We start from the raw sequence: 12,180 nt of genomic DNA, 5'->3' as shown, positions 1-12,180 counted from the left end.
CTCCACGAGCCGGGGAGTGTTACGCCGCTGTGAACGCGGCCTGTACCTCTTCCCGGCGGCCGGTCCACCAGGCCAGCAACCGCTCCGCTGGGGCGAACAATTCGTCGGCGCCGTGATCGCCCCGGTCGTAGTGGAAGTCCAGCTGCCAGAAGTCCGACATGCGTTTCCACCACAGCCGGTCGAGAGCGTCGGCTAGGTCCTCCGGCAGCAGCCGTACCATGCGGCGGTAGCCGGCTGCGAACGCTGCGATCCGGTCCAGGTCCAGCAGCCCGGTTGAGGAGGAGAACTGGACTGTCGCGGTGCGGGTGACTTCCTCGGCGAACGGTCGTATCCGGATACGATCCCAGTCCAGAACGGCAGCGATCTGCCCGTCGCGCCACAGGACGTTGCGGTGCTGCAGGTCGCCGTGCGTCCATCCGGCCGGCCCAGCCGACGCGTCGTTGGAAGGCCGCTGGTCGGCGTATTTGTCGATGAGGGTTTTGCGCTGCTCCAGCAGTTCGGCGGCCGCCAGGTCGAACGGCTGTGGAACATCAAGGGCGGAGATCAATCTCAGGTAGCGGTCCGCCTCGGCGGTGGCCACAGCAGGGTCGGTCACCTTGGACCTGGGAGTTGCGGGCGCCTGGGCCAGACCGGACTCCGGGGGGAGGCTGTTCAGCCGCTGATGGATGCGACCGATCAGATGGCCAAGCTGCTCGGCCTGGTCCAGCGACAGATCCAAGCCGGGCAGGTGCGCGCCATCCACCCACGGGAGGAGGCAGTAGCCGCGGTCGCCCACCTCGACGACGACGTCACCGTCGACGCTCACTTCTGGCGAGCTCGCGGGCAGCTCGTCAGCGGCGAGCATTATCTGAACTCGCAGGTTACGGCGGGCCGTCGAGAGAGGCACGTCGAGGATCTGCTTGAGCGCGTAGGTCGCCCGGCTGGTGCGGACCCGCCAATTGCGGTTCATCATCCCGTCGGTGAGGTACTGCAGGTCAGCGGCGTCGAGTGGGCCGAGCCGGAACGCTTCCTGGAGCCGGGGGAGGTCATCTGCGACGTCGTGGCGTCGGGTCCCTGTGGTGGCTGCGGTCACGTGGAGCAGCCTACGCCGCGGCTGTGGGAGGCACCGGTTGAACGGCTCGGCCTGTGCCATCCGCGGCTGATGGACCCCGCCTGGGGCGTCCTTGCCGCGCACGACGACGCTCACTACCTCGCGGATCTCGCGATGGGCGCCCCGACACCACCATGTCCCGTATGGGACTGTATGTCCGAATCGTTTATGCTCCCGGCCTGCCGATCTGGCGCCCCGCCGCCGGCCACGAGATCGAGCTGATCATCCTCAACGGCCGCCCGTGCCTGCGCGTATCCCAATGGATCGCAGGCCGCCGCTACTTGATCGCCTATGCCTGGAATGTGCGCCAGGTCGCACAGCACGTCGACCTGGCCGACCTGGTCGAAGTCGTCGACCTCACCGAAGCCAAGAAGCGACGCGACCGCCAACGAGCAGACGCCCCACGCCGACCCGACCTCGTCGTGGGCGAACGCGTGGCCCGCAAGATCAGGTGATCGGGGGTGACGCTTCGGCCAGGCCGGGCTGGCACGCCGCGTTCATCAGACTGCGCGAGGCCGCCCAGTAGGCTGGTGGAGCGCCGCTGAGCTGTGGGCCGAGCATCCTGTGTCTTCGGGGGCCCCTGCCGTGACCACTTTCCAGCCCGGTGGCTCGTCGTGAGGGTGGCGCGCGATCTCGTCGCGGCCGCCCAGCGGTGAACGGTACGCCGCTTCCGCGCGCGTCTCGCGGAACCCGACCAGCCGTGGCAGCACCGCGCCTGGGGCTACCGCAACAACACCCCCGAAGTCCGGTTCCCAGCCGCATGGATCGGCAACGCGATGGGCAAGGCCGCGTGTTCGCCGGCTGCCGTCGACGCTATTCCTCCGATCAGGTAGGAACAGCCAGGTGTACGGCCTGCATCCACGCTTCGTCTACTGCGGCCTGGCATAGTGCTTCGGCGGTCATGAGCGTGGCGAGACCCCAGTCTTCTTCCCAGAGCTCCTTGCCGGCGGGCGTGGTGGCAACCCACTGCTCGACGCTCGCAGAATTGGGAGCCGGGTTCCAATCCCAGTCGAATGGATCGAATGAGGTGACGAGTTGACCTTCCGTCAAATATTCGACTCGCGGCGGCACGAAGTCACCCCATGCGACGCCCAGGCATGGGCCGTGATGGGACAGGGCGACGAGTGTTGCGCGTGCAAAGTAGTCGTTCGGCTGGATGACGAGCACACCGTTGCCAAGCCGTCCGGCGAGGAGGCGAAACTCGCCGAGTTCGCCGAAAGTTCCTGCCTGTGTGCTCTCGGCTTGTATGCCGTATGCAGTCATAACCTTCTCTGGTGAGGTGTTGGAGCACCAGGTAAAGGTATTGACGTAGTCGAACTTATTCGAAAACCATTCATAGTATTGCGCGTCAGCCATGAATATCGCTTGCTTTCTTTGGTCTCTCAGGCTGCTCGATCCGCGGCGGCTCTGATCCTGGCGAATAAGGCCGTCCGCCGACTGGACGCATTTGTCGGCGGACGGCTCATGCTAATTACTGGTCGCACCCGTCGGGGGTGATATCTTCCGGCGGTACGTCCGGTAGGATGAGATCTTCTGGCGGTGTCTGGCCATCCTTGGTTACATGCACCCAGAATGGATCCTTTTCCAGGACTCTGTTCCAGAAGTACCAGTTCTTGAGCTTAGTGCCGCCGCTGGAGTTGTCGTTGCACTCTACGATCGCGACGGAGTAGTTGATGCCTGCGTGTCCAACTCCCTCATGCGTGGAGGCAAAGGGGTACTCATCGCAGCTCGGCTTTGTGAAGCCGCTTGTATTGAGCTTCCGGCACTCGCGTTTCGCTGCTCGGTAATTCAGGTTGGATACGCTGCCTTTGACTTTTCTGTCGCTCATGGATCGGGTCAGACATCCGGATTGGCTCTTGCATCCACGGTCGGCGGGGTTATACTTCCCGGGGATCTTCTTGGTCTGGCCGGGATACTTCGTGTCCGTAGCCTGCGGGTCGTTAAGAGCCTTCCAGATGTGGGCTGCCGTTTGCTTTGAAGCCTCTTCGTTGCCGTCTAGGTGCCAGGTGGGACGGGCGCTCCACACGACGCAGCCGCCAGCATAGTGGAAGATCTGGAGCGAGTCGCAGCGGAACTCCACTCGCTCATTGTCAAGCTTTCCAACTCGTTTTGCCGGATCATCCGTATCGGGATAATAGACCGAGGGCTGGATCGCGCAGTACCCGAAGTGTTCCGGTGCAGGGGAGTTGGCGGTTGGCGATGTCAGAGTAATCTCGCGGTCGGCGCCCTGGGTCCAGGAATATGCGGTATCAGAGACCCCGTCCGGCTTATCGGACGTACACGAACTGGTATTGTTGGCGTGCACCGAAAATTGGCGAGTCGCGGCACCAGGGAAATTCCCTGGAAAGAATTTGTCGACTTTGATCCATACCTTGATCTGTCGACTGTGAGCGCCCGGCAGGCCGCGAGCGGCCGTGTTGCCGTTCGTGTAACCCACGTAGGAATGCACGACGACGCTGATACGTGCGGCCCACATCTGATTCGTCGGGACCCCTTGGACCTCCAACGTTTCGCCGATTAGGGCGGTGTAGCAGACGTTGAACGAGTTTCTAATCCATCGCATAGTGACCGAGTTGGGTGGCCGGCTGTCCTGGCATTTCTTCTGGTCGACGCGGCCGTACGGGAAGGGGTCAGCCATTACCTGAGCGGCTTTGGCGGTCGAGGAGGGGGCTGGCGGCGGGGCGAGAGCGCCGTCGACGGGCATACTGATGCCGGCCTGAGGCTGTCGGGCGGTCGTGGCGGCGTGAGCCGCCGAACCGACGATGGGCGTGTTCATGTCGGTCGAGATCTGTTGCGAGTTTTGGGCGATGTTGTAGATCCGGACTTCATCGATCTCGCCTTGGAAGAACTCACCCCAGACGCCGTTGCCGCCGATGTCTAGCGGGCCGTCGGACTCGTCGAGTGACCCGACCATGGGTGTCTCCGCAGCGGGGTTGCCGTCGACGTACAGGCGCGCCGTGGTGCCGTCGTAGGTCACAGCGACGTGGCTCCACGTGTCCAGCGGCAGAGGTGAGGTGGCCGAGATTGCGCCCACACTGCCGCGGTATAGCCACCCGGAGGGGTTACCAATGCCGTTGGAGGCATACAGGCCATAGGAAGCGTTATTGCTGCTCGGCAACTCCTTGAGGATCACCGTGCGCCAGCTAGAGAGAGTGGCGGGTTTGACCCAGGCGGACAGGGTCATCCCCGTGTTCAGGCGCAAGGACGGTGCATCGGCGACAGTGATCCAGCTGCTACTGCCGTTGAAGGCGAGCGCCTGACCGTGCTTGCCGGCCACCCAGGTGGTGTCTCGGGCCTCACCGGTGTTGCCCAGGCCTGATGCGTCGCCTACCGACGTACCCGTACCCTCTTCCATTCCATACGCGGCGACCAAGCCCTCGACCGGCGTAGAAGTGGACGCTGTGGTGAAGCTCCACGAATGAGGGGCGGCCATGGCGTTGCCGTCCACATCGACCGTGCCGCTGATCTCAGCCGTGTAGGTCGTGGTAGTGGCCAACGGTTGCGCGGGCACGAAGCTCACCATGGTGCCGGAGAAGGTCACCGCCCCTTGCACGGGAGTCCCGGCAGCGTCCTTGAGGGTGAACACCGGATTCGCCACCGGCTCGTCGAAAGTCACTCGTACGCCGGCCGAGACCGGAACATCGTTTGCGTTCGCGGCGGGGTCAGTGGAAACGACCACAGGAGGTATGGAGTCCGTCTCAGGTTCTGCGGTCTCCTCCGCTGGATCCAAGGCTGCCAACCACTCTTCACGGGTGGCTTCCTCCACTGGGTGGAAGCCGTATCCGGAGTCGTGCATGAAGGTGTCCTTGGCGTCCTCGCGCAGAGCGCGCGTCTGCTCCGCGTCGAGGATCGGAAGCGTCGGGTGAGCGGCGTCTTCGACGAGATGGGCCGCGACCTCTTCGACAGTGGGAGGAGTGCCGTCGGTGGGGCCGGGGATGATGAACCCCCGCGCCTTGGGTTGGACGGGCTTAGGCACGTACTTGATGATGAGTACGGGTCCGCGGGGTTCGCCGGGCCAGCCGTCGTAGCCGTATTCGTTGGAGCGGTACCAGCGCCAGTTGGTCGGCACATCTTCGCTGGCGGAGCTGAGCTGGACGCCGTAGTCGGGGCTGCCGTCCATCCAGGCCTGGACCATCTGCTCGATGGAGTAGTACAGCTCGCCTTCGCCTTCGGGGCAGTTAATGCCGTAGGCGCCTCGATTTCCCTCCTGTCCGTTGACAGTTACCGAGGGCTGGTTGTTCCAGGTCAGGGTCGACATCTGCCAGTCGGCGTTCACCCGGCGGGCGACGACTCCAGGGGTGGCGGTGTCACTGCAGTTGTTGGTGTCGTAGTTCCACAACCGCAGGTCGGCGTTCTCAACCGTGCCGCCTTCAAGGGGGGTGCCCTTGATGTTGAAGCGGATGTAGCCGCGCCACGTGACGGTGCCGGTGTTGGACTTGCCGACGATGACACGGTTCAGGTTGTTGTTGGATGCCCCATTTGGGTATGCGGCGTTGTTGACGAACGTGTCACCGTCGATGCCGGTGCCGGTCCAGTCGTCGGAGGGCAGAGCCACTCTTACCGGATAGACGACCGCGGGGTCGGCCAGGAACTGATCGTCGGGCGTGACAACGACGGCTGAATCGTCGGCGCCCTGATCCACCGCGGTGGTCGCCGTGCCCGTGTGTCCGGCATCCGGGCTGCCTGTGGCTAAGGCGTCCAACATCGGAACTGCGCTGATGGCAGCCACCGACTTGTTGTCCTCCTCGGTCACAAGGGCCGATGTGCCGTCGGAGCCCTTGCCGTATTTCATACCCTTGGGGAGATCGACGGGGACGCGTAGCGTCAAATCGCCGGAAGGACGTTCGCGGATCACGGCTTCGTGGGTGAACCCGGTGGCGGTGGCGGTGACGACCAGATCGACGCCTTCGCCGTAAGCCGACTTGTAGGTGGCGGTGTTTCCGGCCAGCTCAGGTTTGGGCAGTTGGCCTGGTCCGAAGACTGCCGCCTTGCCCTTGACGTTCTTCACCTTCACCAGAGGCGCTTCGCCGCCCGATGACAGGACAAGGTCGCCGTTGACGGCCTTGGGCCGGATGACCCCGTTCTCCTCCACCAGCGTGGGGTCGACGGTCTGCCAGGTGCCGCCCTTGTTCACGCGGATCGGGGTGGTGTGCACTTCGGTGTGCAGGGTCTTACCGTCAGGATTCGCGAAGGTTGTGGCGGTCTCGCTTCGGTAAGAGGCGATTTCGACCCGCTTGTTGGACTTCTTGGCTTCCCGCTGGGCCGATTTCACGGCCTCGGGCAGGGTCGCCGGTGGAGCTTGGGGGGCCGGTGGTGTGGGCTGCGCAGAAGCCGGTGCTGTGGTTAGTGAGGCGGTCAGCGCAAGGGCTGCGAGCAGTGAAGCACGGCGGTAACCAGGGGTTAACGCGCGGGACCTCGGTCGATGTGATGTCACGCCGGCCTTTCTTGATCAACTGGCAAACCGGATGATCGTGACATAAGGAACTTGTAAAAGTAAAGAAGCCTGTTCATAACGAATCGGATGTAGTGGACGCTGCGGTCCTCGAACTCGGTGCGGCCCGCTGTCAGCCAGTTGAAAGACCAAGCCGTGCTCACAGGCTCGTCGTAGCCAGACCGGTAGGCTGACGGCTGCGCCGCTGAGCTGTGGGCCGGGCGTGCAACGTCTGCTCGGGGGCCCATGCCGTGACCACATCGTCGTGAAGGTGGCGCGCGATCTCGTTGCCGCTGCCCAGCGCTGGACGGTACGCCGCTTCCGCCACCAGGTCGCCGAACCCGACCAGTCGTGGCAGCACAGCGCCTGGGGCTACTACGACAACACCCCCGAAGTGCGGTTTGCGGCCGCGTGGATCGGCAACGCGATGGGCAAAGGGCGCCTGTTCGCCGGCCGCCGCGACGACGACGGCACCGTCAAGCCGTACCCGGACTCGCACCGCGCCGCAGAGCTCGTCGCCAGCATCGGCGGCGGGCCAGTCGGCCAGTCGAAGCTGCTGGCCGCATTTGGCCCGCACCTGGTCGTGGCTGGAGAAGGCTGGATCGTCATCCGCCCGAAGACCGACGCGTTCACCGAGCAGCAGACCGGCGAGGACTGGCGGGTTCTGTCGGTGCTGGAGATGAAGCGGCGTGGCCAGGACCTCGAGGCCGAGATCGACGGCGAGCCGGTGCTGATCCCGCAGCACGATCCGGCCAATCCCGACAGGCTCGCGCCGCGGCAGGCACCCGCCGACGAGGAGACGCCCGATCAGGAGAACCCTGGCGAGGCGAACCTGCCGGTCGACGAGACCACCGCGATCCCATCAGGCAGAGTCCACCGCGTATCCGGCGAGGAAGGCGGGGCCATCTACCTGGCGAGGCATGCCGAGGCGTACTTGGCGCTGGATGAGCTGGATGCGGCCGTCGAGACAGCCGAGCGGGTCCTGGACTTGATGGGTGGCGTGGACTCTGCACGCGGCACGAGCGCGCTGGACGAGCTCCGAAGCGGCCTGCTGCACCACAAGGATGTACCGGTTGTGCAGAGCTTCCTTGCGATGACCGCCTGAGCGATCCCAGCACTTCCCTGGCACATCACTCGTGAGCAACCGCAGAGCTGCTCGAAGTTGGCCGTACCACCGTTCTCGCCCTCCGCGGGAGCCGAACGGGAAATGCGTGTCCGTGCATGCTCCTCTATGTCACCGTGACCCCGGCGGCAGGCCGACCGTGTACTGGCAGCTGACACGATGTGCAGCTGACCTGCGGAGACGGACATGGGGATCCTGGAAGCGTTCCACGGGACGCACACTGCTGCTGTGCGGGCCGGGTATCGCGTGATCGATTGGTCGCTGCCAGCGCTGCGGTGCGACAGGGTTCGGGTCCGGGCGCACACGTGCGAGTGCGGCGAGGTGTTGTTCGAGTTCTGCCTGGCGGGTGGGCTGTCCTTCATCAGGCGCACTGTGCGGTACGGCGATGGCGTCGTGGTGCACGAGTCGGACTGGTCAGTCACTTGGGTCGCGGAGCGACTCTGGGAGCAGCTTCTACGTGGCGAGGCTCGTTGACTGGGTGCTCGTGCTCTCCTGCACGCGCCGGGGGGTGCGCGGGGTTGATTTGAACGCGACGGGTGGGCGGGCGCGTATGCCCAGGTGGGGTGGCCTTTGACCCCGTCGTCGCGTACCGCGACTCGTAGGCAGATCGCAGTCATCCACATCAAAGGGCCGGGCGGCGGCGCTTTCTGTGCAAGAGTTTCATCGGACGATTTCTTTGTTTTTCGTTCCCTGGAAATGCAAATTAGTTCGCTGGGGTCAGTCTCTCTGTTTTTGTTTTTCATTCTCCTCCGCAAGTGCTCTGGCCTGCGAAAACTCCCTAAATACTCTCCATAATTCATTGATTCGATCTCGCTTTTGCGGTTCAATTGAATTGAGAGAAGAAAAGGGTGCCGCGCGGGGCGTGGTGCGGGAGATCGGAGCAATCATGGAAAAGGGAATGCCTGGCAAGTGCGTACCATCCAACGTTCCTGGCTCAACTCTTGGGCCGGAAGACATGGCGCGCGTAACGCCGGAAGACTTGCGGGATATTCAAAAGCTGTCGCGCGGCTACTGTCGTACGGTCGACGCCACGCGGTCACGCAAGCGAATGGACGGAAGCGCAACCGTCGTCAAGGGCGGATACGCCCCGTACGGGACTGACGACGTGTCGGACGATGTCACGCAGGACGCCGTGCTCATGTTCGCTCAGCGTCTGCGCGACATCATCGCGAACTGCGCCTGTACCCCGGATGGGGAAGGGTGGATCTACGTTAGGCGCGACGGCGCGGAGATGGTCATCACGCGTACGACTCTCAAGCGGTGGGCGGTTCGGGATGCCGCCGCGCGCAACGGCTACCGGGTGGACATGCCCCCGGAGAAAATCGACGCCTCGCCGGGCGCGCAGCTCATGCGTGGGCTTCCCCATGCCCAGAACGTCACCCATGCGGCGATCGCGTTCTGTGCCGCTCAGAACAGCGCCACCATCTTCCGCCAGGCGTTCGGGGACGGTTCGGACTTCCCGGTCCTGACTCAGGTGTACGACGTCGCCGCTCAGGCAACGGACTTGGGACGTGCGGGCGTGCTCGCTTCGGCAGCTCAGCGGGTTCACGGGGGCGCGTACGGCTCTCGCCGGAACGTGATCCGGGTGCGGGATGCCGCGCGGACGGAATGGCGAGAGCTGTCGGCACGCCTTGACGAGGCCAGAGACGCCATGGTGTACGCCAACACGGAACCGACCGGCGACTGACGGAAAAGTCGTCAAATGGACCCCAGAGACGCCCTGGGGTCCATTTTTATGAACGCACACAACCCTATTTCTGGCCCTTGAGATATTGGGGAAGGCCGATCGGAAGTTTAAAATCCGTGGACGCTTGGACGCCGGATCGCCCCGTATTTAAGTGAGAGTAGAAAGCGCGCCGAACAAACGGTGCGAGCGCTCGACCGGCGGTAGAGCCATCCGCAGAGTCTTCAAGAATGCGGACGGTTGAGCCGTTCCGGTGCCCGTATTTAAGTGAGGGAAAAGAACGCTCTCACCGCGCGTCAGTAAGTGCGGGGAGACCAAGCGCTCGGCCTTCCGCGCGCGGGGGGACACATATCCGAGAGAAGGAGGGAAACGATCATGGCTGCCGATTGGGCGGTCGGAGATTTGACAGTCGCCGGTGGTGGGCGCGTGATGCGGATCGTGGCGATCGGCGAAGTCCGGGACGATACGGCGACGCTGGTTCCGGCGGCCGACCCGGACGGGAAGCGCGAATATGGCGTCACGCGCGCGCTGGACCCAATGCCCGCCGGGGCGGAGGTGATCACATGCCTGGGGTGCCTGTGGAAGACGCACCTGTGGACGGACGCGACCCACACTAACCGCTGGTCGGCGGTGCGAACGAGGCTGATCCGCTGCTCCAGGTGCTACGTGGATCTTCTCAGCTTCCGTGACACGGAGCTACACGCCACCAGTTCCACGATCCGACCGCATCACCTCACCAAGTAGACCGGGAGTGGCGATGAACCATGCCCTCATCCTGCCCACCGGGTGGATCATCAGCCCACGTCTGATGCCCGCCTGGCCCGGCCGGGTGATCTTCTCGGCGTCCGACGTCTTCTCCAGCGTCGGCGCGACGCTGAGCACGGCGGAGCTGGTCGGCGCCGCGCGTACCGTCCTTGCCTTCCTGACGCTGGACGCCGGGGACACGGACGCTGACTACTTCACCGACTACACGAAAGCGCAGCTCGCTTGGCGCGACACGCACGCCGAAGGGCTGTCCCTGTTTGCCATGGACGGTCTCTGCGGTTACTGCGGCTCCGAGGACCACCCCTCTCCCGGCTGCCCTGCGCGGTGAGGCGGCGTGCCGTACGGCTCCGCTCCCGGCCAGTACGGCACGCTCCCTGACCGCCCGCAGAAGGGAGAAAGCCATGTGGTTCGGTCTGTGGTACGGCGGCAACGGCTACAGCACGCCGGAGCCGTCCGACCTGGAAGAGTTCCCGTCCCTGGCCGACGCCGGGGCCAAACTGATCGCCCGCCACCGGGACGGCTACTGGCGCCGCTCACGTTTCGCGTTCGTCGACCGCGACCCGGCGGACGTGCTCACTCCATGCGTCGGCGACGACTGCGAGATCTGGATTTACCGCTCCCGCGAGTCGCTCGACTACCCCGACCGCCGCCTGTGGCTCGGCCCGCGCGGCGGCATTCGTTCCGAATCCTGCTGACCAACCATCCCGTTTGCCTCCGGCCAGAACCCGGCCGGGGGCTTTCGCTTTTCTGGAGGTTGACCATGTCCAAAGACACCGTACGGCTCAGCAACCCGGCCGACTTCATCGCGATCGTCCCCTACCTGCTGGGCTACCACCCTTCGCCCCCGTCGATCGTGGCGATGGCGTTCGACGCCGAACCCACCCGGTTGCTCGGCGTGGTCCGCTTCGACCTCCCGAACGACTCGGCGGAGACGCCGCAGCTGGCCGAGCGCCTCGGCAAGCTGCTTCGGCGCAACGGCTGCCACGGGGTCTTCCTGATCGGGTACGGGCCGGGTGCGCTGGTCACTCCGGTCGTGGACGCGATCACCAGCAGGCTCGATGGGATCCACCTCGTGGACGCCGTCCGAGCTGAGGACAACCGGTACTGGTCGTACTGCTGCGCCGATCCGGGGTGCTGCCCGCCCGACGGCGTGCCGTACGAGATCGCCGAGAGTCGGGCGGCCGTCAGCGCGGTGCTCGCCGGGCTGGTCGCGCGCCCGGATCGAGAGACGTTCGCCCGAACGCTCGACCCGGCTACCGGGGAGGACCGGGAGCTGGTCACCGCCGCCACCCAGACGGCGTGCGCGCACGCCCGAGAAATGCTGAAGTCCGCGAACGGCACTTACTGGTACCGGGAGGGGTTGGACCGGGTGGCTGAGGCGTTCGAGACAGAGCGGCTCACCGCCGATCAGGTCGCGTGGCTCGGCGTGCTGCTGACCGGGATCTTCGTCCGCGACGGGGCCATGACCTTCATCGGGCGGTACGACGACGAGGCGCACATCAGCCTGTGGACCGACGTCACCCGCCGGGTGGATCCGGCGTTCGCCGCCGCGCCCGCCGCGTTGCTGGCGTTCGTCGCCTACCGCTCCGGGAACGGCGCGCTGGCCCGGATCGCGGTGGAGCGCTCGCTGACCGCCGACCCGGGATACCGGTTCGCACTGCTGACCGCGTGCGCCCTGGACCACGGCGTGCCGCCGGAGACCGCCGCGTCGATGGACTGTGCTGGGCTGGCCGACGACATCGCCGCCAAGGTGGAAGAGTTCCCGCACATCGCCCGCCCGATCATCCCGGAAGGGTGGTGATGTCGTGGAGTACGCCTCTGCCCGGCCCGGTCATGAGGGGGACCAGGGCGCCGACGCCCGTGATGTAGCCGAGATACTCCTCCCGGCCGGGGCGCCCTTGAGCGCGCCTCATAGACCCAGGGCGCCCCTCCACGCGGACGCCCAACGCAGCCGAACCTATACACGGGCTGAAATGCTTGATCGTGGCGTTCCAGTCAGCAGGTCAACAACTTCCCGGTCGGTTGTCCACACCCTCTTCGCGGATCATCGGACGAGGGGCCAGCGGCCTGCAGGTTCGATGAAGAAT

General features: G+C 65.0%; 10 protein-coding genes. 7 read left to right on the top strand and 3 right to left on the bottom strand.

Going from position 1 to position 12,180, the window contains the following annotated elements:
- Positions 1 to 19: 19 nt before the first annotated feature.
- Positions 20 to 1,072, bottom strand: coding sequence for a phosphotransferase (locus AB0B45_RS15335; protein ID WP_358130512.1), 1,053 nt, complete (start codon positions 1,070 to 1,072; stop codon positions 20 to 22).
- Positions 1,073 to 1,233: 161 nt separating this feature from the next.
- On the opposite strand from AB0B45_RS15335, the gene AB0B45_RS15330 reads away from it, so the two are divergent.
- A complete protein-coding gene (locus tag AB0B45_RS15330; RefSeq protein WP_358130509.1) occupies positions 1,234 to 1,545 on the top strand; it encodes a hypothetical protein in 312 nt (103 codons plus the stop codon).
- Between the two features lie 370 nt (positions 1,546 to 1,915).
- Here the strand turns inward: AB0B45_RS15330 and AB0B45_RS15325 are convergent, their stop codons facing one another.
- Together AB0B45_RS15325 and AB0B45_RS15320 are read right to left on the bottom strand one after the other, a co-directional pair.
- Entirely contained in the window at positions 1,916 to 2,446 is a 531-nt protein-coding gene (locus AB0B45_RS15325) for a hypothetical protein (protein ID WP_358130507.1), read from the bottom strand.
- Positions 2,447 to 2,561: 115 nt separating this feature from the next.
- Positions 2,562 to 6,362, bottom strand: coding sequence for a LamG-like jellyroll fold domain-containing protein (locus AB0B45_RS15320; protein WP_358130504.1), 3,801 nt, complete (start codon positions 6,360 to 6,362; stop codon positions 2,562 to 2,564).
- Positions 6,363 to 6,792: 430 nt separating this feature from the next.
- On the opposite strand from AB0B45_RS15320, the gene AB0B45_RS15315 reads away from it, so the two are divergent.
- The 6 genes from AB0B45_RS15315 (at position 6,793) to AB0B45_RS15290 (ending at position 11,894) form a co-directional block, all read left to right on the top strand.
- Positions 6,793 to 7,626, top strand: coding sequence for a hypothetical protein (locus AB0B45_RS15315; RefSeq protein WP_358130501.1), 834 nt, complete (start codon positions 6,793 to 6,795; stop codon positions 7,624 to 7,626).
- Between the two features lie 880 nt (positions 7,627 to 8,506).
- On the top strand, positions 8,507 to 9,331 hold the full coding sequence (locus AB0B45_RS15310; protein WP_358130499.1) for a hypothetical protein: 825 nt from the start codon (positions 8,507 to 8,509) through the stop codon (positions 9,329 to 9,331).
- A gap of 372 nt (positions 9,332 to 9,703) precedes the next feature.
- Entirely contained in the window at positions 9,704 to 10,072 is a 369-nt protein-coding gene (locus AB0B45_RS15305) for a hypothetical protein (protein WP_358130497.1), read from the top strand.
- A gap of 13 nt (positions 10,073 to 10,085) precedes the next feature.
- On the top strand, positions 10,086 to 10,421 hold the full coding sequence (locus tag AB0B45_RS15300; protein ID WP_358130494.1) for a hypothetical protein: 336 nt from the start codon (positions 10,086 to 10,088) through the stop codon (positions 10,419 to 10,421).
- 73 nt (positions 10,422 to 10,494) lie between these two features.
- A complete protein-coding gene (locus AB0B45_RS15295; RefSeq protein WP_358130491.1) occupies positions 10,495 to 10,788 on the top strand; it encodes a hypothetical protein in 294 nt (97 codons plus the stop codon).
- A 65-nt stretch (positions 10,789 to 10,853) separates the two neighbouring features.
- Entirely contained in the window at positions 10,854 to 11,894 is a 1,041-nt protein-coding gene (locus AB0B45_RS15290) for a DUF4192 domain-containing protein (protein WP_358130489.1), read from the top strand.
- Positions 11,895 to 12,180 lie beyond the last annotated feature (286 nt).

The organism is Nonomuraea sp. NPDC049152, from assembly GCF_040648355.1.
Taxonomy (GTDB): domain Bacteria; phylum Actinomycetota; class Actinomycetes; order Streptosporangiales; family Streptosporangiaceae; genus Nonomuraea.
The sequence above is the reverse complement of the archived record's forward strand: the minus strand, read 5'-3'. Positions and strand labels throughout refer to the sequence as shown.

What these genes read in the sequence shown, in the direction of transcription:
- AB0B45_RS15295 (WP_358130491.1), top strand. Translation starts at nt 10,495, where the DNA reads ATGTGGTTCGGTCTGTGGTACGGCGGCAACGGCTACAGCACGCCGGAG.
- AB0B45_RS15290 (WP_358130489.1), top strand. Translation starts at nt 10,854, where the DNA reads ATGTCCAAAGACACCGTACGGCTCAGCAACCCGGCCGACTTCATCGCG.
- AB0B45_RS15300 (WP_358130494.1), top strand. Translation starts at nt 10,086, where the DNA reads ATGAACCATGCCCTCATCCTGCCCACCGGGTGGATCATCAGCCCACGT.
- AB0B45_RS15330 (WP_358130509.1), top strand. Translation starts at nt 1,234, where the DNA reads ATGGGACTGTATGTCCGAATCGTTTATGCTCCCGGCCTGCCGATCTGG.
- AB0B45_RS15305 (WP_358130497.1), top strand. Translation starts at nt 9,704, where the DNA reads ATGGCTGCCGATTGGGCGGTCGGAGATTTGACAGTCGCCGGTGGTGGG.
- AB0B45_RS15325 (WP_358130507.1), bottom strand. Translation starts at nt 2,446, where the DNA reads ATGGCTGACGCGCAATACTATGAATGGTTTTCGAATAAGTTCGACTAC.